Consider the following 26,242-nt stretch of genomic DNA (forward strand, 5'->3'; position numbering starts at 1 on the left):
AGACTCAGGAGCCGAGCAGGACGAGCCCGGGGGGGTGACCGTGACCACGACGCAGACCGCGATCAGCGCTGCGGCCGACATCGCCCCGCCGTCGCTCGCCGACACGCCGCCCGGGGACGCCGACGGCACCACCCGCCGCAGGGTGCTCGAGCTCGTCGCCACCGAGGGGCCGGTCACGGCCACCGAGCTGGCCGCGACCCTCTGCCTGACCTCCGCTGCCGTTCGCCGGCACCTCGCCGTGCTGGAGGAGGACGGCACCATCACGGTGCATGACGCCGGCCCGGCGGCCGGCCGTCGCGGGCGCCCCGCGCGCCGCTACGTCGTGAGCACGCGGGGCCAGTCCGTCCTCGCGGGCGGCTACTCCGAGCTCGCGGCGCAGGTGATGCGCCACCTGCGCGCCACGGGCGGCTCCGACGCCGTCGCACGGTTCGCCACCGAGCGCTACGACGCCGTCGTCCGTCGGTACGAGCCGCGCCTGACCGCGACGACCCCGGCCGAGCGGGCCGAACAGCTCGCCCAGCTGCTGGACACCGACGGCTACGCCGCCTCCGTCCGGCCGGTCGGACCCGTGGTCCCGACGGTGCAGCTGTGCCAGGGCCACTGCCCGGTGCAGCACGTCGCCGAGGAGTTCACCGAGCTCTGCGAGGCGGAGGCGAGGGCCTTCTCCGAGCTGCTCGGCACCCACGTCCAGCGGCTGGCCACGATCGCGGGCGGCGCGCACGCCTGCGTCACCAACGTCCCGATCCCCCCGACCACCCCCACCCCCGCTGCCCGCCCCGGCGGCACGCAGGAAGGAACACGATGAGCGCTCCGACGCAGGACGCCGCCCAGGCGGTTGGCGAGCAGCGTCCCGACAAGCGGTCCGATGACGAGATCATCGCCTCGATCGGTGGCTACGAGTACGGCTGGCACGACAAGGACGACGCCGGCGCGATCGCGCAGCGCGGCCTGAACGAGGACGTCGTCAAGAACATCTCGGCGCTGAAGGACGAGCCCGAGTGGATGGCGAAGCTGCGCCTCAAGGCGCTGCGGCTGTTCGGCAAGAAGCCGATGCCGAGCTGGGGCGCCGACCTCACCGGGATCGACTTCGACCGGATCAAGTACTTCGTGCGCTCCACGGAGAAGCAGGCCGCCAGCTGGGAGGACCTGCCCGAGGACATCAAGGAGACCTACGACAAGCTCGGCATCCCCGAGGCGGAGAAGCAGCGCCTCGTCGCCGGCGTCGCGGCCCAGTACGAGTCCGAGGTCGTCTACCACCAGATCAACGAGGAGCTCGAGAAGCAGGGTGTCATCTTCCTCGACACGGACACCGCGCTGCGCGAGCACCCGGAGCTCTTCCAGGAGTACTTCGGCACCGTCATCCCGGCCGGCGACAACAAGTTCGCCGCGCTGAACTCGGCCGTGTGGTCGGGTGGGTCGTTCGTCTACGTGCCGCCGGGCGTGCACGTCGAGATCCCGCTGCAGGCCTACTTCCGCATCAACACGGAGAACATGGGCCAGTTCGAGCGGACGCTGATCATCGCCGACGAGGGCTCGTACGTGCACTACGTCGAGGGCTGCACCGCGCCGATCTACTCGAGCGACTCGCTGCACTCCGCCGTCGTCGAGATCGTCGTGAAGAAGAACGCCCGCGTGCGCTACACGACGATCCAGAACTGGTCGAACAACGTGTACAACCTGGTGACCAAGCGCGCCACGGCCGCCGAGGGCGCCACCATGGAGTGGGTCGACGGGAACATCGGCTCCAAGGTGACGATGAAGTACCCGGCGATCTACCTGCTGGGCGAGCACGCCAAGGGCGAGACGCTGTCCATCGCCTTCGCGGGCGAGGGCCAGCACCAGGACGCCGGCGCCAAGATGGTGCACGCCGCGCCCCGCACGTCGAGCTCCATCGTGTCCAAGTCGGTGGCCCGCGGCGGCGGCCGCACGTCGTACCGCGGCCTGGTGCAGGTGCTCGAGGGCGCCGCGCACTCGGCGTCGACGGTGCTGTGCGACGCGCTGCTCGTCGACCAGATCTCCCGGTCCGACACCTACCCGTACGTCGACGTCCGCGAGGACGACGTGTCCATGGGGCACGAGGCGACGGTCTCGCGGGTGAGCGAGGACCAGCTGTTCTACCTCATGTCCCGGGGCATGGAGGAGACCGAGGCGATGGCCATGATCGTGCGCGGGTTCGTCGAGCCCATCGCGCGCGAGCTGCCCATGGAGTACGCGCTCGAGCTCAACCGCCTCATCGAGCTGCAGATGGAAGGGTCCGTCGGCTGAAATGACTGCAACTTCTGAGATCACCACGGACCACTCGCGCGCCGTGGCCGACGGCGCCCACTCCCACGCCTTCGGGCAGGGTGTCGTGCCGCAGGGCTCGCGGGCCGAGCGCGTCACGTCGTTCGACCTCGCCGACATCCCCGTGCCCACCGGGCGCGAGGAGGAGTGGCGGTTCTCGCCGGTCGCGAGGCTCCAGCCGCTGTTCGCCGACGAGCTGGGCGCCGGCGGCGTCCTCACGACGGTCGTCGAGGCGCCGGAGGTCAACGTCGAGATCGTCGGCCGCGACGACGCGCGCCTGGGCACCACCGGCAAGCCGGGGGACCGCACCGCCGTCACCGCGTGGAACGGGTTCGCCGAGGCGACCGTCGTGACGATCCCGGCCGAGGCCGTCGCCTCCGACGTGACGTCCGTGCGGATCGAGGGCGTGACCAAGGACCCCACCGCGGCGCACCTGCTCGTGCACGCCGAGCACCACTCCGAGTCGGTCGTCGTGATCGACCACCGCGGGGACGCGACGCTCAACCAGACGGTCGAGGTCGTCGTCGACGACGGCGCCCACCTCACGCTGGTCACGGTGCAGGACTGGGCCGACGGGGCGGTGCACGCCTCCAGCCACCGGGCCCGCATCGGCCGCGACGCGAAGCTCAAGCACGTCGTGGTGACGTTCGGCGGCGACGTCGTGCGCCTCACCCCGGACGCGACCTTCACGGGCGAGGGCGGGGACGTCGAGATGGTCGGCCTGTACTTCGCCGACGCCGACCAGCACCAGGAGCACCGGCTCTTCGTCGACCATGCGGTGCCGAACTGCAAGTCGCGCGTCACCTACAAGGGCGCCCTGCAGGGCGCCGGCGCGCACGTGGTGTGGGTGGGCGACGTACTCATCCAGGCCGAGGCGTCGGGCACGGACACCTACGAGCTCAACCGCAACCTCGTCCTCACGGACGGCGCGCGGGCCGACTCGGTGCCGAACCTGGAGATCGAGACCGGCGAGATCGCCGGCGCGGGCCACGCGTCCGCCACCGGCCGGTTCGACGACGAGCAGCTCTTCTACCTCATGGCCCGCGGCATCCCCGAGGTCGACGCCCGTCGGCTCGTGGTGCGCGGCTTCTTCGCCGAGCTGATCGACGAGATCGGCGTCCCGTCGGTCGAGGAGCGCCTGCTCGCGTCGATCGAGGCCGAGCTGGAGAAGTCGATGAGCGTCATCACCGGCGTCGCGGCCGAGCCCGCGGAGTGAGCGCGCGATGACCCAGCAGCTGGCCTGCATGACAGGCGACCTGGCCCCGGAGGAGGCGATGCTCGTGGAGCTCGACACTGCCGACGGTGCCCGCGTCCCGGTCGCGCTCGCGCGCGATGCCGACGGCGCGTTCCACGCGCTGTCGGACGTCTGCTCGCACGGCGCCGTCTCGTTGTCCGACGGCGAGGTGGAGGGCTGCCTCGTCGAGTGCTGGCTGCACGGCTCGCAGTTCGACCTGCGGACCGGCCGGCCGGTGCAGCTGCCCGCCACCCAGCCGGTCCCGGTCTACCCGGTGACCGTGGACGGCGACCGCGTCCTGGTGGACGTCGACGAGCCGCTGGCCGTCGCGTCCTGACCCCTTGATCCCGGTGGTCGAGCCTGTCGAGACCACGACACGAAACCTGGAGAAACTGAGAATGCCCACCCTGGAGATCCGCGACCTGCACGTCAGCGTCGAGACCAAGGAAGGCGCCAAGCCGATCCTGCGCGGCGTCGACCTGACCATCAACTCGGGCGAGACGCACGCCATCATGGGCCCGAACGGCTCCGGCAAGTCCACCCTCGCCTCCGCCATCGCCGGCCACCCCAAGTACCAGGTGACCGCTGGCAGCATCACGCTCGACGGCGAGGATGTCCTCGCGATGACCGTCGACCAGCGCGCCCGCGCCGGCCTGTTCCTCGCCATGCAGTACCCGGTCGAGGTGCCCGGCGTGTCGGTGGCGAACTTCCTGCGCACCGCCAAGACCGCCATCGACGGCGAGGCGCCCGCCCTGCGGACGTGGGGCAAGGAGGTCAAGGGCGCGATGGCGAACCTCCGCATCGACTCGGCCTTCGCCGAGCGCTCCGTCAACGAGGGCTTCTCCGGCGGCGAGAAGAAGCGCCACGAGATCCTGCAGATGGAGCTCTTCAAGCCGCACTTCGCGATCCTCGACGAGACCGACTCCGGCCTCGACGTCGACGCCCTGCGCGTCGTCTCCGAGGGCGTGAACCGCGCCAAGGACAACACCGACGTGGGCGTGCTGCTCATCACGCACTACACGCGCATCCTGCGCTACATCAAGCCCGACTTCGTGCACGTCTTCGTCGACGGCAAGATCGCCGAGGAGGGCGGCCCCGAGCTCGCCGAGCGGCTCGAGGACGAGGGCTACGACCGGTACGTCGGCACCGGCGCGACGATGTCGGCCTGACGAGCGGCTGCTCCCGAGGAGGACCATGACGACCACCGGCACCGTGCGCCCCACGGGGGCGACGACCACGGCGAGCGCGCCTGCGGCGTTCAGCGCCGCGGAGCTCGCCGCCGTGCGGGCGGACTTCCCGCTGCTCGGGCGCACGGTGCGCGGTGGTCGCCCGCTGGTCTACCTCGACTCCGCGGCGACCTCGCAGAAGCCGAACGTCGTCCTGGAGGCGGAGGTCGACTTCTACGAGCAGCGCAACGCGGCCGTGCACCGCGGCGCGCACCAGCTCGCCGAGGAGGCGACCGAGGCGTTCGAGGACGCCCGGTCGGCGGTGGCGGCGTTCGTCGGCGCCGACGAGGGCGAGATCGTCTGGGCGCCCGGCGCGACGGCGGCGCTCAACCTCGTGGCCTACGCGCTGGCGAACGCGACGGCCGGGCGCGGGGGAGCGGCGGCCGAGCGGTTCCGGCTCGCCCCCGGGGACGAGATCGTCGTCACCGAGGCCGAGCACCACGCCAACCTCGTGCCGTGGCAGGAGCTGTGCGCCCGTACGGGCGCCGTCCTGCGCTGGTTCGGCGTCGACGACGAGGGCCGCATCGACCTGTCCGACGTCGACACCGTCATCACCGGGCGCACCCGCATGGTCGCGTTCGGGCACGTGTCGAACGTGACGGGTGCGATCGCGCCGGTCGCCGAGATCGTGGCCGCGGCCCGCCGGGTGGGGGCGCTGACCGTGCTCGACGCGTGCCAGTCGGTGCCGCACCTGCCCTTGGACCTGCACGCGCTCGGGGTGGACTTCGCGGCGTTCAGCGCGCACAAGATGCTCGGCCCCACCGGCGTCGGCGCGCTGTACGGTCGCCGTGAGCTGCTCGAGGCGATGCCGCCCGTGACGACGGGCGGGTCGATGGTCGAGGTCGTCACGATGGAGGCGACGACGTACGCCCCGCCGCCGCAGCGGTTCGAGGCCGGCACGCAGATGGTCGCCCAGGCCGTCGGCATGGGCGTCGCGGCGCGGTGGCTCGACGAGCTCGGGATGGACGCCGTCGCCGCGCACGAGCGCGAGCTGGCGTCGGAGCTCGTGCGGATCGGCGAGATCCCGGGGGTGCGGATCGTCGGCCCGGCCGACGTGCGCGACCGGCTCGCCGTGGTGTCGTTCGTCGTCGACGGCGTGCACGCGCACGACGTCGGTCAGGTGCTCGACGACCGCGGCATCGCCGTGCGGGTGGGCCACCACTGTGCCCAGCCGCTGCACCGGCGCTTCGGCGTCGCGGCCACGGCACGCGCCTCGGCGTCCGTCTACACCACCACGGACGAGATCGCCGCGTTCCGGGAAGCCCTGGCGGGTGTGCGAGCGTTCTTCGGTGTGGACTGACGGCAGGCGGGAAGGACAGTAGTGAGCGCGCTCGAGCAGATGTACCAGCAGGTGATCCTGGATCACGCGAAGCACCCGCACGGCCGGGGGCTGGTCGACGTGGCCGCCGGGCACCTCGGCGGCGAGTCGCACCAGGTGAACCCGACCTGCGGCGACGAGATCACGCTGCGGGTCGACGTCGACGGTCGTTCCGTCAGCGGCGTCTCGTGGGAGGGCCAGGGGTGCTCCATCTCGCAGGCGTCGGCGTCGGTGATGACGGAGCTCGTCACGGGGCGGGACCTCGACGAGGTCGCCCGGCTGGACGCCGTCTTCCACGACCTGATGGGCTCGCGCGGCAAGGGCCTGGGCGACGACGACGCCGAGGACGCGCTCGGCGACGCGACGGCGTTCACCGGCGTCTCGCAGTACCCCGCCCGCATCAAGTGCGCGCTGCTCGGCTGGGCGGCGCTCAAGGACTCGCTGGCGCGCAGCGGCGCGCTGGCACACTGACCTGGACCGACACCCGGAGGAATGATGACCGAGAACACGACCGACGAGGTCGCCCCGCCCGCCGCGGCGCCGTCGCCCACGACGGCCGCCGACGTCGAGGAGGCACTGCGCGACGTCATCGACCCCGAGCTGGGCATCAACGTCGTCGACCTGGGCCTCGTCTACGGCGTGCAGGTGGACCAGAACAACCACACCACCATCGACATGACGCTCACCTCGGCGGCGTGCCCGCTGACCGACGTCATCGAGGACCAGTCCGCGCAGGCGCTCGAGGGCATCGTCGACGGCTTCCGTATCAACTGGGTCTGGATGCCGCCGTGGGGGCCCGAGAAGATCACCGACGAGGGTCGCGAGCAGCTGCGGATGCTCGGCTTCAACGTCTAAAGGAGGTTCGGTGCTTCGGCCGGTCGGATGACCGGCAGAAACACCGTCTGGCCTGCGATTTCCCGAAATCGCTGGGTGGACACAGATGGACCTGGGTGGCCCCGAGGGGCCACCCGTTCCCCCACTGTTCCCCCATGAGATTCGGGACGTCTGCGCAGGTCGGCCCTCTGAAGTGGCGTGTGGGCGTGCGCGCGTTCCCCCCACCGAGATGGGGGCGGCGGGACACCTGATGGGTGGAGGACCGCCCATGGCACACAAGTCCGGACAGAAGCGCACGTTCGGCGAACTGGAAGCCCGCAAGAACGCCAAGACGAAGAAGACCACCGGGTGGCGGGCGCGCTACACCGGGCCCGACTTCGCTCGGCACTCGCGGGTGTTCGCCGACAAGATGGCCGCCGAAGCATGGCTCAACGACGAGCGCATCCTCATCGAGCGCGGCCAGTGGAAGTCGCCTAGAGTGCGCGAGGCCGAGGCCCGACAGGCTCAGGCCCGAGCTATCACTGTGAGCGAATGGGCGCGACGATCCATCGACGGCAAGAAGCTCCGCCCGTCCACGAGGTACCGCTACGAGTACAACCTCAGGAAATGGATCGCGCCCGGACTGGGTGACATCCCGCTCGCCCAGCTGACGAGGCTCGACGTCACCAACTGGTACACGGAGCTCCGCGCGCAGGTCGCTCGGGAGGCGCGTGCACGTCACCGTCGTGGGAATGAGAAGCACGATGGGCGCGGAGCGGCGTTCGCGGCATACCAAGTGCTCTCGTCGATCCTCAACGACGCCGTGGACCACGAGCTCCTTGACGCCACGCCCACGAAGGTCAAAGGGGCACTGCGGTACGAGGCGGTCCATGACCCGGTCGTGCTCACGCCCGAGCAGATGTGGCAGATGACGGAACTCATGCCGGGCTACCTGGCCGCCTTGGTCCCCCTGGCCGCGGTCACCGGGTTGCGCAATGGCGAGCTGCGGGCGCTCCAGCGCCGGCACCTGAACCTCGACGACCCCATGCGTGCCTCAGTGTCTGTACGTGGATCCGCCTCCAACCTCAAGCAGGCAGGACGCTACAACGAGATCGGCGAACCGAAGACGAAGGCTTCCAAGCGGGACGTCGCGATTCCGTCGTTCGTAGTGCCGATTCTGCGCGAGCACCTGGAACAGTTCGCGGGCCCAGGGCCAGATGGCATGGTCTTTCGAGCCAAGCGTGGCGGCGTCCTGCACGCATCGATCGTCGAGCACAACTGGCAAGGTGTCAGGGTGCAGGTCGGCCTGGAGGGTCAAGTCCCCGGTAGTGGTGTAGTGCTCGGTGATCCTCGTGAGGTCATGCGCTGAGTTCGAGCACGGGGTCGTCGTTCACCTCCGTTCCCGGCTGGGTCACGGTGGTGAGTCGGCAGCGGGCCAGGACCTCGAGGCCGAGGTAGCGGCGTCCTTCGGCCCATTCGTCGGTCTGCTCGGCCAGGACCGCGCCGACGAGTCGGACGATCGCGTCGCGGTTAGGGAAGATGCCGACCGAGTCGGTGCGGCGGCGGATCTCCTTGTTGAGCCGTTCGGAGGGGTTGTTGGACCAGATCTGGGTCCACACGTCCTTCGGGAACCCGGTGAACGCGAGGATGTCCGCGCGGGCGGTGTCGAGGTGCTCGGCCACCGCCGGCAGCTTGCCCGCCACGTAGTCCAGCAGGCGGTCGAACTGGGCGTTCACGGCGGCGGCGTCGGGCTGGTCATAGACGCTGTGCAGCATCGCTTTGACCGCGGGCCACAGGCTCTTCGGGGTGATGCTCATGAGGTTCGCGGCGTAGTGGGTGCGGCAGCGTTGCCAGGTCGCCCCGGGCAGGTTCGCCGCGATCCCCTCGACCAGGCCTGCGTGCGCATCGCTCGTGACGAGGCGGACCCCGGCCAAACCGCGGGCGACCAGGTCGGCGAAGAACTCATTCCACGCGGTCTTCGTCTCGGCGGTGGCCACGCGCATGCCCAGAACCTCGCGGTGCCCGTCACCGTTCACGCCCGTGGCCACGAGCACCACCGCGTTGATCACACGCCCGTGCTCGCGGACCTTCATCGTGAGCGCGTCCGCGGCAACGAACGTGAACGGCCCCGCCTCATCGAGGGGCCGGTGGCGGAACGCCTCCACCTGCTCGTCCAGGTCGGCCGCCATCCGGGACACCTGCGACTTGGACAGGCTGTTGATGCCGAGCTGCTTGACGAGCTTGTCCATCCGGCGGGTGCTCACCCCGGCGAGGTAGCAGTCCGCGACGACCGTGATCAGCGCGGACTCCGCCCGCTTCCTGCGTTCGAGCAGCCACTCCGGGAAGTACGTTCCGGAGCGCAGCTTAGGGATCGCGACGTCCAACGTGCCGACCCGGGTGTCCAGGTCCCGGTGCCGGTAGCCGTTGCGCTGCGCCGTGCGGTCCGGGGAGGGTCGACCCCACTCCGCGCCGACGACCGCGTCCGCGTCCGCGGACAGCAGGGCGTTGATCACCGTCTGCAGCACGTGCCGCATCAGGTCCGGGGACGCCTCGGTGAGGGCCTCGCCAAGCAAGCCGGCAGGGTCGACAATGGCAGGTGCGGTCATCGTGATGCTCCGTTCGAGAGTGCTGTGAAGGGTTCACTCGACGGATCACGCGGTGGCCGCTCTACGTCTCGCCGAAGATGCCGGCGACGACCCTGGCGACCGCGCTACACCACTATCTGGGACTCAACTGGAGCGGTAGCGGGCGGCATTCGTCCGAGGACGGTCCGCGAGCGACGAGACGGTGACGGCATTGCGCTCTGGTAACGGTCACCGGTGTCAAGAGTTATCGGGAGAACCTGGACCAGAGCCAGAGGTCTACGCGGCCGTGTTACCTCCACCTGGGGGCTGAAGATCGACGGCGTTCTTGACCGTTACGGGGTCAAGTTCCTGTCCATTTCGCCCGCGCCCCGGCGCCGTGAGCCCGGGATCGCGGCGACCGGTCCGGGGGTCGGTTGCCCATCTCGTCATGCGCGGACGGCCCGTAGGTCCTTTACCAGAGCGAGCGGTGCCGCAGTCAGCGAGGCGACGTGGTCGGCCGACATCCCGGGCGCGAGCTCGTGCAGCAGGAGGCCGTCCGGTGTGAGGTCGAGGACAGCCCGGTCTGTGATGATCCGATCGACGACGCCGATCCCGGTGAGCGGCAGCGTGCACTCCTCGACGATCTTGGGGCTGCCGTCGCGGGCGACGTGGTCCATGACCACGACGACGCGCCGCGCCCCGGCGACCAGGTCCATGGCGCCGCCCATGCCCTTGACCATGCTGCCGGGCACCTGCCAGTTCGCCAGGTCTCCTCGCGCGGAAACCTGGAGGGCGCCGAGGATCGCGAGGTCGACATGTCCGCCGCGGATCATGGTGAAGGACGTAACGGCGTCGAAGCAGCTGGCGCCCGGCAGAGCGGTGACGGTCTGCTTGCCCGCGTTGATGAGGTCGGCGTCCTCGTCCCCGCCGTCCGGGAACGGCCCGATCCCGAGCAGGCCGTTCTCGCTCTGGAGCGTGACGCGGACGCCGTCGGGCACGTGGTTCGCGACGAGCGTCGGTATCCCGATGCCGAGGTTGACGTAGTCCCCGTCGCGCAGCTCCGCTGCAGCGAGGGCCGCCATCTCGTTCCTGGTCCAGGGCATTTCAGGCTCCTTCCAGTGCGACAACGGCCGTCGCACGGTCACGGACCGTGCGCTTCTCGATGGGACGGTCGTGCTCGGTGACCATGAAGCGACTGACGAACACTCCGGGCGTCACGACGTCGTCCGGGTCCAGGTACCCGTCCCGGTCGGGGTCGAGAAGGTGCTCGACCTCCGCGACGGTGACCGGCGCCGCAGTGGCCACGACGGGGTTGAAGTTGCGCGCCGTCAGTCGGTACCGCAGGTTCCCCGCGACGTCGCCGGTGTGGGCGTGCACGAGGGCGAGGTCGGCGCGGATCGCGCGCTCGAGCAGGTAGGTGCGGCCGTCGAGGTCGATCGTGGGCTTGCCCTCCGCGACGGGCGTGCCCACCCCGGTCGGGGTGTAGAACGCGGGGATGCCCGCGCCGCCGGCGCGCAGCCGCTCGGCGAGCGTGCCCTGCGGCACCAGCTCGACGTCGAGCTCGCCGTCCAGGAACCGCCGCGCGAACAGCTTGTTCTCGCCCACGTACGAGGCGAGCACGCGGCTGACCTGGTCGTTCTCGAGCAGCACGCCGAGGCCGAGCCCGTCGACGCCGAGGTTGTTGGAGACGATCGTGAGGTCGCGGACCCCGGTGTCGCGGACGGCGTCGATCAGCTCGTACGGCACGCCGCACAGGCCGAAGCCGCCGACGGCGATCGTCATGCCGTCGCGCAGCAGGCCGTCGAGTGCTGCGCGGGCGTCGGGAGCGAGGGTCGTCACGGGAGGGCTCCTTCCGTGACGCGGGCCCGTCGCCGGTCGCGGTCGCGCGCCCGCGGCACCACCGGCAGGTCGGTGAGCTCCGGGCCGGCGACGACGCGGTTCTCGACGGTGCCGATGCCCTCCACCTCGAGCCGCACGACGTTCCCGGGCGCGAGCGGCGGCGGGTCCTGCCGCCCCGTCCGGCCCCACAGCTCGGCGAGGCAGCCGCCGTTGCCGCAGGTGCCGGAGCCGAGTACGTCGCCCGGGCGGACCCAGGTGCCGCGCGAGGCGTACGCGATCATCTCCTCGAACGTCCACGCGGCGTTGGACAGCAGGTCGTGCCCGATGCGGCGGCCGTCGACGAAGGCCTGCAGCCCTAGGGCCAGGTACCCGTCGTCGTCGCGGTGCTCCTCGAGCTCGTCGGCGGTGACCACCCACGGGCCGAGCGTGGCGGCGGAGTCCTTGCCCTTCGCTGGGCCGAGGTTCACCTTCATCTCGCGGCCCTGCAGGTCGCGCGCCGACCAGTCGTTGAAGATCGTGTAGCCGAAGACGTGCTCGCGCGCGGCGGCGGCGGACAGGTTGGTGCCGGCGGCGCCGACGACGACGGCGACCTCCAGCTCGTAGTCGAACCGGCGGCTGCCGGGCGGCACGGCGACGTCGTCGTGCGCGCCGACCAGCGAGTGCGGGTTGGTGAAGTAGAACGTCGGCGCGTCGTACCACTCGGGCACGACGCCGCCGTCGTCCCCGGAGACGGCGCGCGCCACGCCCTCCACGTGCTCCTCGAAGGCGACGAAGTCGCGCACCGACGGCGGTTGCAGCGGCGGCAGCAGCCGCACCCGGTCCAGTGGCACGGCGGGGGACGACCGCTCGGCCCACGCGGCGGCCTCGCGGGCCTCGTCGAGCCCGGCCGCGGCGAGGTCGAGCAGCGTCGTCCCGGCGCGCAGGTCGTGCAGTCGCTCCTCGCCGGGCTCGCCGACGACGACGGCCGTCGCCGCCGCGGTCGGTCCGGCGGACGCGGCGGGCCCGGTCCGCTCGTAGCGCGCGAACCTCATGGCCGCTCCGTCACGAGCGTCGAGATGCGGCGCATCAGCCCGGGCACGTCCGCCTCGGACGGCGGCGTGTGCTCGAGCATCCACGTGGCGATCTGCACCGACGCCTCGACCACCTCCTGCGCCCGGGGCAGGCGCCGGTCGGTGTACTGCGCCAGCAGGTTGTCGTCGAGCCGGTCGGCGCCCACCAGCAGCTCCGCCAGCACGGCGGCGTCCTCGAGGCCCTGCGCCGCGCCCTGGGCGATGGTGGGCGGGCAGGAGTGCGCGGCGTCGCCGACGAGGACGACGCGCCCGCGGTGCCACGGCGCGTCGACGACGTGCGACTCGAACCGCGCGTAGTTGACGTGCGTGTCGTCGGTGAGGCTGGCGCGGACGGCGTCCCACGGTCCGCCGTACGCCGACGCGAGGTCGCGGAACACGGCCAGCTGCTCGGCGGGCGTGAGCCCCGACCGGTCCTGCACGTCCTCCACCAGGTACGCGTACAGGGTGTCGTCGCCGGTGGGGCAGTACCCGGCGATGTAGCAGCGGCCGCCGTAGGTGAGGTCGGTGCGCTCCACGTCGGCGGGCCGCGGCACGTACACGCGCCAGATGCCCATGCCGGTGCTGCGCGGCGCGGTGTCGATGCCGATCGTCGCGCGCGTCCAGGAGTGGATGCCGTCGGCGCCCACCACCAGGTCGTAGCGGCGGTCGGAGCCGTCCGAGAACGTCACGTCGACACCCGCGGCGTCCTGCCGCAGCTGCGTGGGGCTGGTGCCGAACCGCACCTTGGCGCCCACCTCGGCGGCGCGGTCGAGCAGCAGCCGCGCGAGCACCGGCCGCGGCATCCCCAGCGTCGCGGGCAGGTCCGGCCCGCCGGTGCGCACGTCGGGGATCTGCGCGACCAGGGAGCCGGCAGGGTCGGGCGCGCGGATCCCGAGCGAGTCGAAGGCGTAGCCGGCGGCGCTCACCGGCTCCCAGACTCCGAGGTCGCGCAGCACGCGCAGGGCGTTGCCCTGCAGGGTGATGCCGGAGCCGACGGCGGACACGTCGGGCCGGGCCTCGACGACCTCCACCTCGACCCCGGCACGGGCGAGCAGGATGGCGGTGGCGCAGCCGGCGGCACCGCCGCCGACCACCAGGACGGAACGAACTGCGGGCATCGTCGCCTCACTTTCCGAAAGAGGGGTTGAGCTACTTCAGCGCGATCGGGTTCAGCGGGGCGCCCACCGCGCCGGTGACGGGCAACGGCGCCGCGACCAGCAGGAACTCGTAGGAGCCGTCGCCGGAGCAGTCTGCCGCGAGGTCCTCCAGCGCCCACATCTCGCCCAGGAACAGGCCCATGTTCGGGATCACCACCTGGTGCAGCGGCTGGAACGCGACGTCGAACTCGTTGGGCCGCACCTCGAAGCCCCACGTGTCGGTCGCGACGGCGGCCACGTCGCGCTCGCGCAGCCAGTCCGCGGTCGTGAACGACAGCCCGGGCGCCGGACCTCCGGCGTACTCGCCCCAGCCGTCGCGCAGGGCGCGCCCGTACTGTCCGGTGCGCACCACGAGGATGTCGCCGGGGCCGACCTCGGACGACGCGCCCTGCGCGGCGATCGTCGCCTCCAGGTGCTCGGGCGTGATGGCGAAGCCGTCGGGCAGCTCGCCGCCCGTGCCGGCGACGTCCTCGCCTAGCGCCCGTCCGACGTCGAGCAGCACGCCGCGCCCGGCGAGGTCGGCGGCCACCGTCTCGATGCCGGTGACGCCGTCGCCGAGCGACGTGACGACCTCGCCCGCGCGCCGCCCGTTCCACGCGCGGCCGTGGTCGAAGATGTGCCCCAGCCCGTCCCACTGCGTGGAGCACTGCAGCGGCATCGCGACGACGTCGTCCGCGCCGCCCATGCCGTGCGGGAACCCCTGGATCCCCGCCTCGGCGTCCGTGCCGGTGTCGAGCATCGTGTGCACGGGGTTGGTGCGCCGCCGCCAGCCCTTCTGCGGTCCGTCCATGTCGAACCGCTGGGCGAGGGAGTAGCTGCGGCCGCGGCGCACCAGCGTCGCCGCCCGGCGCCGGTGGTCGTCGGTGATCAGGTTGAGTGTGCCCTTGACGTCCGCCTCGCCCCACCGCCCCCAGTTGGAGACCCGCTTCGCGGCGGCGGCGATCGCGCCCTCGGGGTCGGTGCGGTCGAGCTCGGCGGGTGGGAGGGCCGTCACTTCGTCCTCCCGCCCAGGCGCTCGGCGACCCAGTCGGCGATGACGTCCGTGGCGACCGACCCGTTGTCCACGCTGGAGTGCGCGGTGCCGCCGGTGCGGTCGGTGAAGACGACGAGCTCGCGGTCGGGGGAGGCCGTCAGCTGGTCGTACGTGCGGTGCGCGTACTCCAGCGGGATCTGCCGGTCGTGCTCGCCGTGGGTGACGAGGAACGGCACCCGGACGCGGTCGAGCACGCCGTCCAGGTGCATGCGCTCGGCCACCTGGAAGAAGGCGTCGAGGTCCTGGGTGCCGAACACCCACTGCACGTGGTCCCAGTAGTGGGGCACGGGGCGCTCGCCCTCGCGGTCGCGCCGTGCCTTCTGCACGGCGCGCCAGTCGTGGTTGGCGCCCCACGCGACGCCGAGCGCGAAACGCGGCTCGAACGCGACGGCGCGCGGGGCGTAGTACCCGCCGAGGGAGACGCCGAGGATGCCGATGCGCTCGGCGTCGAAGTCGTCGCGCGCCGCGAGGTGCTCGTACACCACGGACGCCCACTGCTCGGACTCGGGGACCGCGTGCAGGTCGTGCAGGCGCAGGGCCTCGCCCGTGCCGGGCTGGTCGAGGCACAGGCTCGCGACGCCGCGGGCCGCGAGCTTCGCCGCCGGGCCGGTGCGGAAGAGCATCTCCTTGGTGCTGTCGAGGCCGTTGACCTGGATCAGCAGCGGCGCCGGGCCGGTGACGCGGGTGCCGTCGGGGTTCAGGGCGTGGGTGAGGATGCCGGACAGGTGCGCGCCGGCGTACGGGATCTCGACCCGCTCGGCGTTCTCGTCCGCCAGGACGACGCCGCGCTCGAACGTGTCGCGGAACTTCGCGTACAGCGCGACGCGCGGGGCGTGGCCCGCGGCCTGCATCCGCTCGCCGGTGAGGAAGTACGTGGCCGCGCGGCCGAGCTTCTCGCCCGCCGACAGCAGGCGGCCCGCCGCCTCGTCCTCGGCGGCGAGGTCCACCAGGGTGTCGCCCTGCCGCTCCCAGGCGGCCATGAACTCCGGCGTGCCGGCGTCCTCGCCGCGGGCCGCGGCGTCGAGCAGCGGGCGACAGATGGTGTCCACCTCGCCGATGCGCCCGCCCATCTCCATGGCGAGGTTCACCGACAGGTTCCACACGTAGTTGCCGGGGAAGTACTGGAACACGTCGACCCCTCCCTCAGCCCTGGCCGTGCTGCGCGTACGGGTTGAGGATCGCGTCCTCCGTCCCGGGCACGATTCCCTCCTCGGTCGCGGTCGGGCGGCCCTCGTCCGGCGGGAACGACTCCGTCATCGACATCGGCATGGCCGAGTTGCGGTAGATGCTGTTGGAGCCGAGCGACGGCTTCCAGGTGTTCGCCTGCCAGTCGGGCACGTAGTTGCGGTAGCCGCCGGTGTTGAGCTCCACGCGCATGCCGCCCGGCTCGCGGAAGTACAGGAACGACTGCTCACCGACGCCGTGGATGGACGGCCCGTACTCGATGCTCGCGCCGTTCTCCATGAGCACGTCGGCCGCCACGAGCAGCTCCTGCACCGAGTCCGTCCAGAACGCGATGTGGTTGACGCGGCCGGGCCGCTGCGACGAGTCGAGCACCACGCCCAGGTCGTGCGACTTCTCGTTGGTGGTCAGCACGCTGAACACCGTGATCTCGGCGTGGTCGAGCTCCGTGAACGCCATCGTGCGGAAGCCGAGCACCTCGCTGTACCAGGCGGCGAAGCCCTTGACGTCGGACGCCGCGATGGTCACGTGGTCCAGGAACCGGGGCGCGGCGGCGTGCGAGCTGCGGCGCTCCGGCCGGTCGGGGAACACCGACGCCAGCTCCGCGGGCGCCTGGTGCTGCGGCACGTCCCAGTACAGCTCCATCGTGTGGCCGTACGGGCCGGTGAACTGGAACGACCGGCCGTGGCCCTGGCGCTTGTCGTGCCAGGCGCCCTCCACACCCTTCGCCTGCACGCGGGCGGCGGCCTCCTCGAGGGCGTCGGCGCTGGTCGTGCGCCAGGCCATGTTGACCAGCGCCGGCTCGGCGCCCGGGGAGACCACCAGGCTGTACGGGTAGTAGTCGCCCCAGCAGCGCAGGTAGGTCGTGCCGTCGTCGTCGGTCTGCACCGGGCGCAGCCCGAACTGCTTCTCGAAGAAGGCAGCCGTCGCCGCCACGTCGTGGGAGGCGATCTCCAGGTGGGCAAGGTGTGCCAGCAGGTTCGTCATCGAACGTCCTCTCGGGGTCGGGTCGTCTTCGGCCTGGTAACGACCCTGCATCCCGCGCCGACCATCAGGGAAGACGGAAGTGCGGATAGGCGATATCAGCCTCGTGGATAGGTGCGAGGATGCTCCGGTGACCGCCGACGACCGACCCGACGCACGCCGAGGCGAAGACCCGGGGCGTCCGCCGCGATCCACCCGCCTGGCGAACCTCGACCTGAACCTCCTGGTGTCGTTGGACGCGCTGCTGCAGAACCGCAGCGTGACCCGCGCCGCACACCAGATGGGCCTGAGTCAGCCCGCGCTGTCGGCGGCCCTCGCCAAGCTGCGCCGGCACTTCGACGACCGCCTGCTGAGCCGTCGCGGCAACGAGTACGTGCTCACGCCTCTGGCGCAGCAGCTGCGCGAGCGCACCCGGACCGTGCTTTCAGGCGTCGAGCGGGTGTTCGCGGCCGAGCCTGTCTTCGACCCCGCCTCCTCGACCCGCGAGTTCACGATCATCGCGAGCGACTACAGCGTCGCGGTGCTCGGTGCCGCGCTCGTGGAGATCCTCGGGTGCGAGGCCCCGAGGGCGCGCGTGCACTTCGCGGCGAGCAGCCCCAGGTTCGTCGACGACGCCGAGCGGGTCCTCGTGGGCTCGGACCTCATCCTCATGCCGCACGGCTTCCTCGTCGACCTGCCGCACGCAGACCTGCACGACGATCGGTGGGTGTGCCTCGTCGCGGACTCGAATGCCGACGTCGGTGACGAGCTCACCGAGGAACAGCTCCGCACCATGCCGTGGGTGATGACGTTCCACGGCCCGACGGCGTCCACACCGGCGGCCCGACGCCTCCGGATGCTCGGCATCGAGCCGCACGTGGCGGTGGTGACCGAGCACTTTCTGACGATCCCGGCGCTGGTGGCCGGCAGCGGCAGGGTCGCATTGCTGCAGCAGCGCTTGGCGCGGCTTCTGCCGCCGGACTCCGGCGTGCGCGCCGTGCCTGCCACTGTGGACCTGGGATCCATGGTCGAGGCCATGTGGTGGCACTCCGTCAACGACCGCGACCCGGAGCACGAGTTCCTCCGGGACGTCGTCCTGCGGGCGGCGGGGTCCGTGACCGGGAGCGGGTAGGCACCGTGCCGACGAGGGCTGCTCCGCCCTGGTCCCGACGGCGACGAGGGCGTCGTCCAGCCTCCGCTTTCGCACCAGCGCACGTGAGGCTTGCTTGAGGCGACGACCAGGCGTTGTCGGTGCCCCTTTCGTTCACCTCCTGTCATCACCACGGCCGCTCACCCACGACGCGATGGCGCGTTCGACATAGGTGGACACGCTTGCCGCGACGTCGGTCGAAGGATCGAGGAGCCATTGGAGGCCGATGCCGTCGAGGGCGGCGGTCACCAGCCGGACCTCGATGTCGATCTGGGCGTCGCTCATGGCCGCGATGTCGCCCGCAGCGCGCGCCTGCCGCAGGTGATCGGCGAGGGTGGCGAGGTTGGTGGCGTAGCGCCGGACGATGAAGCCGTGTGCCGGGTGGAGGGGGCTCGAGGCCTCGGCCGCGATGGTGGTGAACAGCTCGAGCAGCCCGCGGTTGTCCTGGTGCGCCGCCATGACCTCGGGCAGCCGTCGGAAGTAGTCCAGGCCGCTGATGTCGGCGAGCCCGTCCTGGACGGTACGTCGGTCCCATTCCTCCAGGACGGCGGTGAGCAGTCCTTCCTTGCTGCCGAAGTGTTGGATCAGCGAGGCATGGGAGACCCCCGCGTGCTCGGCGATCGCGCGGAGGGAACCACCGGCGTAGCCGTGCTCGGCAAACACCTCGATCGCGGCGGCGACGAGCTGCTCGCGCCGACGAATCCCGGTGCGGTAAGGGCCGCGCACCGTGGCCCGCGTCTTCTCCGGCATGCCCGCCATCCTCTCAGGCCTTGTCGAACCATAACCGAACGGTTAGCGTTCGTGGAAGCGCCAGCCGTGGCCGACGATCGCGGCGACGTGAGGCTCCGACCCTCGAGAGGAATGCACCGATGAAGTACTCCGTCCTCGGCCCGACCGGCATCCGCGTCTCCAAGGTCTGCCTTGGTAGCGCCACCTTCGGAGTGGCGCCGAGTTCCCAGGACGCGGACGGCGTCGTCGGCGCGGCGCTGGACCTCGGGATCAACTTCTTCGACACCGCTGACGTGTACGGCTCGACCCCGACGTTCGACCGTCCGGGCTTTCCTCCGGCGTCTCAGCGGGAGTCGGCGGAGGAGATCCTCGGGCGAGCGCTGGCCGGTCGCCGGGACGAGGTGGTGCTGGCCACGAAGTCGGGGGAGCGGCGCTTCGACCCGGACGCGGGCCTGTCGCGCCGGTACGTGATCCAGCAGGTGGAGCAGAGCCTGCGCCGGCTGCGCACCGACCACATCGACGTGTACTACGGCCACTTCCCCGATCCGCACACCCCGCTGGATCAGACGCTCGCGGTCTACGACGACCTGATCCGGCAGGGCAAGATCCGCTACGCGGCGCTGTCCAACCACCCGGCGTGGCAGATGACCGAGGCGCTGTGGATCGCCGACGACCGCCGGCTGGTCTCCGGACCCGTCGCTGCGCAAGTGATGTACAGCCTGCTCGACCGGAACGCGGAGAAGGAGCTGGCCGCCGCGTGCACACGATTCGGGCTGTCGATCGTCCCGTACGCGCCGCTGCACGGCGGCATCCTGGCCGACCTGTCGGTGCTGGACCGCGAGATTGCCGGTGGCAAGCGCTTCGGCGGGCCGGGGTACTCGGAGGCGGAGATCGCGGTCGCCCGCGAGCTGGACCGCCTCGCCCGCGAGTGGGGGCTGGGCATGCAGCAGGTCTCGCTCGCGTGGCTGCTGTCCCGCCCTGCCGTCGCCTCGGTGATCGTCGGGGCCGAGACCCCGGGCGAGGTCCGTGCCAACGCCTCCGCCGCGGACATCGAGCTCACCGCCGAGCAGCTCGACGCCGTGTCTGCTCTGACTGCCGACCTCGCGTCCTGATCAGCAGGAAGAACGGCACCATGGAGTACTCCGTCCTCGGGCGCAGCGGCATGCGCGTGTCCCGGATCTGCCTGGGCACCGCCACCTTCGGCGTCGCTCCCGACCCGCGGGAGGCCGAGCGGATCGTCGACGCCGCCCTCGACCTCGGCGTGAACTTCGTCGACACCGCCGACGTGTACGGCAACATGCCGGTCTTCGACCGCGCCGGGGCGCCGCCGGCCGCCGAGCGTGAGCCCGCCGAGCAGATCCTCGGCCGCGCCCTGCGCGGACGCCGCGACGAGGTCGTCATCGCCACCAAGTCCAACGGCATCACCGGGCTCGGCGTCAACGACCGAGGTCTGTCGCGCCGGCACGTCATCCGGCAGGTCGAGGAGAGCCTGCGCCGCCTGGAGACCGACTGGATCGACCTCTACTACGCCCACGACCCCGACCCGGACACTCCGCTGGAGGAGACGCTCGCGGTCTACGACGACCTGAACCGGCAGGGCAAGATCCGCGCCGTCGGACTGTCCAACCATCCGGCCTGGCGGGTCACCCACGCCCTGTGGGTCGCTGACGAGCGCCGCCTGGCCTCCGCACCCGTGGCCGCCGAGGTGAAGTACAACCTCGTCGACCGCGCGGTCGAGCGGGAGCTGGCCGCCGCCGCCGAGCAGTTCGGCGTCTCGATCGTCCCGTACGCGCCGCTGCACGGCGGCCTGCTGGCCGACCTGGCCGTCCTGGACCGGGAGACTTCTGGCGATCAGCGGTTCGGCGCACCCGGATTTCCGCCCGCCGAGATCGCGCTCGCCCACGAGGTCGACCGGCTGTCCCGCGAGTGGGGACTCGAGATGCAGCAGGTCGCGCTTGCGTGGCTGCTGTCCCGGCCTGCCGTCGCCAGCGCGATCGTCGGGCCCGAGAGCGTCGACGAGCTGCGAGCCGACGCGTCCGCCGCCGAGGTGGAGCTCAGCGCCGAACAGCTCGATGCCCTCACGGTGCTGGCGGTCGAGCCTCCGGCCTTCCACCACGCCGGCGACGGCCCCCGCCAGCCGTCCTCCGCCTCCGTGGACGCCTGATCCCGCCCCCGCGAGCGACCATCGCACGACCGCCACCGAGAAGAGAAGGAACACCCATGCCCCGTGCGGACCAGTCCACCACCGACTTCCTTGCCGAGTACTTCGCCGTGATGGAGGCGAAGGACTACGACCGCCTCGCCGACTTCTACGCCGACGACGTGTCGTTGACCTTCGCCAACGCCCCGACCGTCACCGGGAAGGATGTGGTGCTGGCGCAGATGGCCGCGATCGGCGACAAGGTCGATTCCCTCGCGCACCCGCTCATCAATGTCTGGCAGGAAGACGATGGCGTCGTCGTGTTCGAGGTCGACAGCGCCTGGCGTTTCCCCGACGGCTTCGAGAAGACGATCCGGGCGTGCTCGATCTTCACCATCGCCGAGGGGAAGTTCACCGACCAGCGCATCTACGTCGACAACGGCCCCGTCGACTCCTACCTCGCCTGATACGCGTGGCGGCTCGTCGCAGATGAGGGGGGTGGAGCCCTGAGGCGTCGCATCCAGGCCCCCGGCCACGCCCTCAGCCGACGGGCTTGTTCCGGTAGCGAGTGACGAGCTCCGGTGCGGCGACCTGCAGTCGTGCCGGGGGGAGACCGTCACGGAGCAGCTCGAGGTCGTCGCACACCATCTCGCCGATGCTGAAGAATGCCTGCGGGATGCCCCCGGCGCGGTGCGCGGAGACGACCACGTTGTTCAGCGAGAGGAACGGGTCGTCGGCCGGGATCGGCTCCTCCGGCCACACGTCGATCGCGGCATGCAGCTTCCCGGCCTGGAGGCGTTCCAGGAGCGCGTCGTAGTCGACCACGGCGGCACGGCTCACCAGCACCAGACGGGCACCGGGCTTCAGCAGGTCGAGCTTCTCGGCGTTGAGGAGATGTTCGCTGTCTGCTGTGGCGGTGGCGAACATGAAGACGAAGTCGCTCGTCTGGAGAGTCTCGTCCAGGCTTGCAGGGATGGCGCCGGTGTCGTGGATGATGCTCTGCGGCAACCAGGGGTCGTGGATGCGCGTCTCGTTGTTGAAGGGCTCGATGAGCGCATGGAACGCGCGCCCGAGGTTGCCGTAGCCGATGATTCCCACGGCGGCGCCGCGCAGCAGGATGGAGTCGGCCGTGGTGGCGGACACGATCGCGGTCGAACCTTCGCGTGTCGCGTGATCTTCGCGGGTGATGCCCCGGGCGATGTCGAGCGCGAGGGCGAGGGAGTACTCGGCGACGGCCTGCGAGTACGCGGTTCCGCACCCGAGCACACGGGTGCCGTTGGCGAAGGCGGCCGGGTAGTCGATGTTCGGGAAGAAGTTGCCTTCGACGTTGACGATGGCTCGCAGGTCCGGTGCGGAGCGGAGCGCGTCGGCGTCCAGGTCGGGCTGTCCGATGACGGCGAACGCCGTCGGCAGGCGGCGGGCGAAGTCCTCGTCGTCGGGACGTGCCTCGTAGTCGATGACGTCGAAGCTGTCCGTGAGGCGGCGCCATGATTCGGGGGTGAAGATGCGGTCCCGCAGCTGCGGGGCGGGCTTGAACAGCACAACCGGCTTGGTCATGAGCGGAGTCCTTGATCGGTCGTCGGGTTGGGTGTGGCGGTGCGGACGCTCCTAGACGGCGACGCGGGCCGATTCCGATTCGGTACGGAGCGCAGAGGTGGTCTCGACCCACGAGCCGGAGGAATCCACCGAGTCCAGGACCGCGTCACAGATCTCGGCGGCCCGCAGCCCGTCCTGGAGCTGGGGGAGGCCGCGTTGCGCTTCGGGCCCCAGCGTTCCTGCGAAGAAGGAGTGGCTGTCGGCGACGAACGCATTGAACGCGTCCTGATAGCCCTGAGGATGACCGGGGGGCAGGAGCGAGAGTCGGGCGGCATCGGGTGCGAGCTGGTCGCCGTCCCGCGCCAGCTGCGTGGCCCCCGGCAGCGAGCCGTGCCACAGCGACTCGGGCTGCTCCTGATCGAACGCGAAGCTGGCGTCGGACCCGGAGATCTCGAGATGGAGGCGGTTCTTGCGTCCAGCGGACACCTGAGAGACGACCATCGCGCCGATGGCGCCTCCCTCGGTCGCGAACTGCACCGACACCGCGTCCTCGGTTGTGGCGGCGCCTCCGTTCCTCTGCGGGAACGCGGTCAGGCCCTGCGCGCTCACGCGAGTGACCCGGTCGCCCGTGACGAACTCGAGCAGGTCGAACCAGTGCGACCCGATGTCCGCGAACGCCCGGGAGCGGCCACCGAGGCGGGGGTCGACCCGCCAGTTCGTCGCGTTCTCGGCCGCGAGCCAGTCCTGCAGGTAGCTGCCGTGGATCACGCTCGGCGCCCCGAGCGCTCCTGCGGCGATCCGCGCGCGCATCTCGCGCACCATCGGATGGAACCGGTAGACGAAGGGCACGGAACCACCGAGCCCGCTGCACGTCGACGCGTCGAGGATCGACTCCGCCGCCCGGACGCTCGTCGCCAGCGGCTTCTCGCACACCAACCACTTCCCGGCCTCGAGGGCCTGGACGGCGTGTTCCTGGTGGACGGCGTTGGGGCTGCACACGTGCACGACGTCGATGTCCTCGCGCTGCACGAGCTCGCGCACGCTCGCCGCAGCGTGGCGGGCGCCGGTGGATTTCCGGGCGAGGTGGGCACGATCGGCCGAGGACGCCGTCGCGGCGACGACGGAGCCGCCGGCGGCGCGGATCGCGCGGGAATGGACGGCTGCCATGAATCCGCCGCCGATGATCCCAGCGCGGAGGGCAGGAGGGAAGTCTGTCATCAGGTGTGAACCTCTCCCGAGGAATTCGATGAGGGATGTACGGTGCGCGGCCCGACCGAGCAGGCCGAGCACTCGACTCCCGTGATTCAGCCGAGAACCAGGTTGGACATCGGAGCGGTGAAGACGTGCGATCCTCCGGGCACGACGACGTCGTCCCGGCCGGGGAGCCGGACCAGGCCCTCGACCTCCGACGGCAGGTCTGCGTGGACGACCAGGTCGCCGCCGTCCAGGCGCCAGGAGACCGAGATGCGGCCGTGCGGGCTGTCGAGGGTGGTCTCGGCGGAGGTCAGGTCGCCTCCGGGCATCGGGGCGATCAGCACGCGGGCGTAACCGGGTTCGAGGGGTGACAGGCCGCCGACGACGCTGTGGATCCAGTCGGCCACGGCTCCGAGGGCGTAGTGGTTGAAGCTCGTCATCTCGCCGGGGTTGATCGAGCCGTCGGGGAGCATCGAGTCCCATCGCTCCCACACGGTGGTGGCGCCCATGGTCACGGGGTAGAGCCAGCTCGGGCACTCGGTCTGCAGAAGGAGGCGGTAGGCGTCTGCGACGTGCCCGGTGGAGCTGAGGGCCTCGGTGATGAAGGGTGTTCCCGCGAAGCCGGTGGAGATGTGATGACCGGACGCCGCCATGATCTCCGTCAGTCGGTCGCCCGCCTGCTGCCGTGCCGTGCCGTCGAGGAGGCCGAACGCGATCGCCAGCGCGTACGCGGTGGGGGCGTCGCTGTGGATGCGACCGTCCGGTTCCACGTACTCCCGGGTGAAGGCCGACCGGAGCGAGGCCGCCATCGTGTCGAACTCGACGGCCTCGTCCTGTCGTCCCAGGGCGCGCGCAGCGCCGGCGATCATGCCGGCGGTTCGGTACGCGCACGCGGTGGCCACGACGCCGTTGTCCGCCTTGGAGTTCCAGGGCTCCTCGGGCGGAGCCGTCGGGTCGAGCCAGTCGCCGAACTGGAAGCCGGCGTCCCACACCCCCGAGGGAGAGAGGAGGTCGCGGATGCGGCGGCCGTGCGCGGTCATCGAGTCGAACTGCCGGGAGAGGACGGCGACGTCACCGTAGGCCTCCCAGAGTGCCCACGGGACCCAGACGGCGGCATCGCCCCAGATGGCGGTGGCGTCCAGCGGGGGGAAGCCGATGTCGACCCCCTTGAGGGGGTCGGGAACGATGACCGGGACGGTGCCGCCGAGGTGCGCCTGCTCGAGGGCCAGGTCGCGCAGCCACTCCGAGAGGAAGTCCTTCGTGTCGTAGAGGAACGTGGCGGTGGGCACGAACACGGCGAGGTCGCCCGTCCATCCCAGTCGCTCGTCGCGCTGCGGGCAGTCCGTGGGCACGCCGAGGAAGTTGCCCCTCAGCCCCCACACGACGTTCGCGTGCAGCTGGTTCAGGAGCTCGTTGGAGCTGCGGAAGTGCCCGATGCGGCGCAGGTCGTTATGGACGACGACCCCCGTGATGTCGTCCTCGCTCAGCGGGCTCCCCTCCGGCCATCCTGTGACCTCGGCGTAGCGGAAGCCGTGGAAGGTGAAGGTCGGCTCAAACTCGTCGACGCCGCCGGAGAGGACGAACCGGTCCGTTGCCTTCGCGTTGCGCAGAGGGCGGGTGGCCAGCTCCTCGTGCTCGAGGACCTCGGCGTAGCGCACGGTCACGGTCGAGCCCGCGGGCCCCTGGACGCGGACCTTCACCCAGCCGACGAAGTTCTGCCCGAAATCGACCAGGGTCGCCCCGGACGGTGCCTGCCAGATCTTTTCCGGCCTGCGGAGCTCCTGCCGGCGGATCGCCGGACCTTCGCTCTCGACGAGCAGCGCCGGGTCGACGTCGACCACCCGGACGGGCTCACCGTCCGTGAGGGCGGCCAGGTCCGGGCGCAGGCGCGCGTCGATCGTCTGGCCGTCGTACAGGTCGTCCTCGAGGATTCCGGATCCCGTGGCGCTCCAGGAGTCGTCCGTCCCGACGACCTGCTCGTGCCCGTCCTCGAAGACGATCCGCAGCTCGGCCCAGCCCGCGAGCTCGTCGCCGTAGAGCGCCGAGTTCCCCATCCAGCCGAGGTGTCCGCGATACCAGCCGTTGCCGATCACCAGGGCGACGACGACGTCGTCCCCCACCAGTCGCGTGACGTCGTGGGTCACGGTCCGGATGCGGAACTCGTAGCTCGTCCACCCGGGGGTGAGGACGTCCGGCGAGACGGGTTCGCCGTCGATCCATGCTTCGACGACGCCCCGCGCGCTGACGGTCAGCCGGGCGGAGGTGATGGCGCCGTGACCGCGGTCCGGGCGCACGCGCCGGAACAGGACCGGGGCGCTGCCGGGGTCGTCGACGGGGGTGATGAAACGGGCGGTGTTCGGCACGGGTGTGTCTCCTCTGCTTGCCCACGATGGCGCAGCGGTGGGGGAGCGACCGGTCCTCGTCGCGCCTACTCCCGGCGGGGATCCGCGCTCGGCGTCGAACATAGAACAGTCGATCAATGTTCGAAGGAGGCTAGCCGCGATCGTCCGGCCTGTCCAGTCTCGCGCCGCCCTACCTGGAAGGGCATCGGAATCGTGGAACTCGGACGGAGGTCGATGGCGATCTGGGCGAACGTTCACCGGGTGTTCAATGTTGGTGCTACCGTGCCTCGACGCCGGATCGAGCACCCTGTTGGATCCGCGACCCGCGCCACCAGGTGCAACGCCACCGCTCTCGCGCGTACGTGATCGCGTCGACCCGGCGACCCTCCCTCACCCCCCGACCCGACAAGGCCACCGAATGATCCCCCACCCCGTCCTGACCGACCGCGTCGATTCCCTGATCGCCACGATGAGTCTTGCTGAGAAGGCG

At 71.0% G+C, this 26,242-nt stretch carries 25 protein-coding genes; 13 read left to right on the plus strand and 12 right to left on the minus strand.

The window, feature by feature from the left end:
• Nucleotides 1-40: 40 nt before the first annotated feature.
• The 9 genes from ABD254_RS20870 (at nucleotide 41) to ABD254_RS20910 (ending at nucleotide 8,243) form a co-directional block, all read left to right on the plus strand.
• On the plus strand, nucleotides 41-805 hold the full coding sequence (locus ABD254_RS20870; protein ID WP_344250836.1) for a helix-turn-helix transcriptional regulator: 765 nt from the start codon (nucleotides 41-43) through the stop codon (nucleotides 803-805).
• A complete protein-coding gene (sufB, locus tag ABD254_RS20875; protein WP_344250837.1) occupies nucleotides 802-2,265 on the plus strand; it encodes a Fe-S cluster assembly protein SufB in 1,464 nt (487 codons plus the stop codon). Before ABD254_RS20870 ends, sufB begins: the two co-directional genes overlap by 4 nt.
• Nucleotide 2,266: 1 nt before the next feature.
• A complete protein-coding gene (gene sufD / locus ABD254_RS20880) occupies nucleotides 2,267-3,499 on the plus strand; it encodes a Fe-S cluster assembly protein SufD (protein ID WP_344250839.1) in 1,233 nt (410 codons plus the stop codon).
• Nucleotides 3,500-3,506: 7 nt separating this feature from the next.
• Entirely contained in the window at nucleotides 3,507-3,854 is a 348-nt protein-coding gene (locus ABD254_RS20885; protein WP_344250841.1) for a non-heme iron oxygenase ferredoxin subunit, read from the plus strand.
• Nucleotides 3,855-3,915: 61 nt separating this feature from the next.
• The gene (sufC, locus tag ABD254_RS20890; RefSeq protein ID WP_344250842.1) at nucleotides 3,916-4,686 is read left to right on the plus strand and encodes a Fe-S cluster assembly ATPase SufC; all 771 of its coding nucleotides are present in this window, start codon (nucleotides 3,916-3,918) and stop codon (nucleotides 4,684-4,686) included.
• 25 nt (nucleotides 4,687-4,711) lie between these two features.
• On the plus strand, nucleotides 4,712-6,043 hold the full coding sequence (locus tag ABD254_RS20895; RefSeq protein ID WP_344250843.1) for a cysteine desulfurase: 1,332 nt from the start codon (nucleotides 4,712-4,714) through the stop codon (nucleotides 6,041-6,043).
• 21 nt (nucleotides 6,044-6,064) lie between these two features.
• Nucleotides 6,065-6,532, plus strand: coding sequence for a Fe-S cluster assembly sulfur transfer protein SufU (gene sufU / locus ABD254_RS20900; RefSeq protein ID WP_344250845.1), 468 nt, complete (start codon nucleotides 6,065-6,067; stop codon nucleotides 6,530-6,532).
• 24 nt (nucleotides 6,533-6,556) lie between these two features.
• Nucleotides 6,557-6,916 carry a metal-sulfur cluster assembly factor gene (locus ABD254_RS20905; protein ID WP_344250846.1) on the plus strand — a complete coding sequence of 120 codons (360 nt, stop codon included), beginning with the start codon at nucleotides 6,557-6,559 and terminating at the stop codon, nucleotides 6,914-6,916.
• Nucleotides 6,917-7,163: 247 nt separating this feature from the next.
• Nucleotides 7,164-8,243: a site-specific integrase gene (locus tag ABD254_RS20910; RefSeq protein WP_344250847.1), complete on the plus strand. Its 1,080-nt coding sequence runs from the start codon at nucleotides 7,164-7,166 to the stop codon at nucleotides 8,241-8,243.
• Here the strand turns inward: ABD254_RS20910 and ABD254_RS20915 are convergent.
• From ABD254_RS20915 to ABD254_RS20950, 8 genes are all read right to left on the minus strand, one after another.
• On the minus strand, nucleotides 8,233-9,480 hold the full coding sequence (locus tag ABD254_RS20915; protein WP_344250848.1) for an IS256 family transposase: 1,248 nt from the start codon (nucleotides 9,478-9,480) through the stop codon (nucleotides 8,233-8,235). The genes ABD254_RS20910 and ABD254_RS20915 overlap by 11 nt on opposite strands.
• Before the next feature lie 404 nt (nucleotides 9,481-9,884).
• The gene (locus tag ABD254_RS20920) at nucleotides 9,885-10,541 is read right to left on the minus strand and encodes a 3-oxoacid CoA-transferase subunit B (protein WP_344250849.1); all 657 of its coding nucleotides are present in this window, start codon (nucleotides 10,539-10,541) and stop codon (nucleotides 9,885-9,887) included.
• A gap of 1 nt (nucleotide 10,542) precedes the next feature.
• Nucleotides 10,543-11,277, minus strand: coding sequence for a CoA transferase subunit A (locus ABD254_RS20925; RefSeq protein WP_344250850.1), 735 nt, complete (start codon nucleotides 11,275-11,277; stop codon nucleotides 10,543-10,545).
• Nucleotides 11,274-12,308, minus strand: coding sequence for a fumarylacetoacetate hydrolase family protein (locus tag ABD254_RS20930; protein ID WP_344250852.1), 1,035 nt, complete (start codon nucleotides 12,306-12,308; stop codon nucleotides 11,274-11,276). Before ABD254_RS20930 ends, ABD254_RS20925 begins: the two co-directional genes overlap by 4 nt.
• Entirely contained in the window at nucleotides 12,305-13,444 is a 1,140-nt protein-coding gene (locus tag ABD254_RS20935; RefSeq protein WP_344250854.1) for an FAD-dependent monooxygenase, read from the minus strand. The genes ABD254_RS20930 and ABD254_RS20935 overlap by 4 nt, the downstream gene beginning before the upstream one ends.
• Nucleotides 13,445-13,475: 31 nt before the next feature.
• On the minus strand, nucleotides 13,476-14,477 hold the full coding sequence (locus ABD254_RS20940) for a cyclase family protein (RefSeq protein WP_344250855.1): 1,002 nt from the start codon (nucleotides 14,475-14,477) through the stop codon (nucleotides 13,476-13,478).
• The gene (locus ABD254_RS20945; RefSeq protein ID WP_344250857.1) at nucleotides 14,474-15,646 is read right to left on the minus strand and encodes an alpha/beta hydrolase family protein; all 1,173 of its coding nucleotides are present in this window, start codon (nucleotides 15,644-15,646) and stop codon (nucleotides 14,474-14,476) included. Before ABD254_RS20945 ends, ABD254_RS20940 begins: the two co-directional genes overlap by 4 nt.
• Before the next feature lie 13 nt (nucleotides 15,647-15,659).
• Entirely contained in the window at nucleotides 15,660-16,685 is a 1,026-nt protein-coding gene (locus ABD254_RS20950; protein WP_344250858.1) for a VOC family protein, read from the minus strand.
• 127 nt (nucleotides 16,686-16,812) lie between these two features.
• Between ABD254_RS20950 and ABD254_RS20955 the strand changes: the two genes are divergently transcribed.
• Nucleotides 16,813-17,793, plus strand: a complete 981-nt coding sequence (locus ABD254_RS20955) for a LysR family transcriptional regulator (protein WP_344250860.1) — start codon at nucleotides 16,813-16,815, stop codon at nucleotides 17,791-17,793.
• Nucleotides 17,794-17,925: 132 nt separating this feature from the next.
• Here ABD254_RS20955 and ABD254_RS20960 read toward each other — a convergent pair whose 3' ends face one another.
• Nucleotides 17,926-18,561 carry a TetR/AcrR family transcriptional regulator gene (locus tag ABD254_RS20960; protein WP_344250862.1) on the minus strand — a complete coding sequence of 212 codons (636 nt, stop codon included), beginning with the start codon at nucleotides 18,559-18,561 and terminating at the stop codon, nucleotides 17,926-17,928.
• 119 nt (nucleotides 18,562-18,680) lie between these two features.
• Here ABD254_RS20960 and ABD254_RS20965 point away from each other — a divergent pair, with 119 nt between their 5' ends.
• Genes ABD254_RS20965 through ABD254_RS20975 form a run of 3 tightly spaced genes read left to right on the plus strand, consistent with a single transcriptional unit; the run spans nucleotide 18,681 to nucleotide 21,147 of the window.
• Nucleotides 18,681-19,652 carry an aldo/keto reductase gene (locus ABD254_RS20965; protein ID WP_344250864.1) on the plus strand — a complete coding sequence of 324 codons (972 nt, stop codon included), beginning with the start codon at nucleotides 18,681-18,683 and terminating at the stop codon, nucleotides 19,650-19,652.
• A gap of 20 nt (nucleotides 19,653-19,672) precedes the next feature.
• Nucleotides 19,673-20,704, plus strand: coding sequence for an aldo/keto reductase (locus tag ABD254_RS20970; protein WP_344250866.1), 1,032 nt, complete (start codon nucleotides 19,673-19,675; stop codon nucleotides 20,702-20,704).
• Nucleotides 20,705-20,760: 56 nt separating this feature from the next.
• Nucleotides 20,761-21,147: a nuclear transport factor 2 family protein gene (locus tag ABD254_RS20975; RefSeq protein ID WP_344250867.1), complete on the plus strand. Its 387-nt coding sequence runs from the start codon at nucleotides 20,761-20,763 to the stop codon at nucleotides 21,145-21,147.
• 73 nt (nucleotides 21,148-21,220) lie between these two features.
• On the opposite strand, the gene ABD254_RS20980 is transcribed toward ABD254_RS20975, so the two are convergent.
• From ABD254_RS20980 to ABD254_RS20990, 3 genes are read right to left on the minus strand one after another with little or no spacing between them, the layout of a single operon-like run.
• Nucleotides 21,221-22,237 (minus strand): NAD(P)-dependent oxidoreductase, encoded by a 1,017-nt coding sequence (locus ABD254_RS20980; RefSeq protein WP_344250869.1) that lies wholly within the window; start codon nucleotides 22,235-22,237, stop codon nucleotides 21,221-21,223.
• A gap of 51 nt (nucleotides 22,238-22,288) precedes the next feature.
• Entirely contained in the window at nucleotides 22,289-23,506 is a 1,218-nt protein-coding gene (locus tag ABD254_RS20985) for a Gfo/Idh/MocA family protein (protein WP_344250870.1), read from the minus strand.
• Nucleotides 23,507-23,520: 14 nt separating this feature from the next.
• Entirely contained in the window at nucleotides 23,521-25,773 is a 2,253-nt protein-coding gene (locus tag ABD254_RS20990) for an alpha-L-rhamnosidase (RefSeq protein ID WP_344250872.1), read from the minus strand.
• Between the last annotated feature and the right edge of the window lie 469 nt (nucleotides 25,774-26,242).

Origin of the sequence: Isoptericola hypogeus (genome assembly GCF_039531145.1) — a bacterium.
Taxonomy (GTDB): Bacteria; Actinomycetota; Actinomycetes; order Actinomycetales; family Cellulomonadaceae; genus Isoptericola; species Isoptericola hypogeus.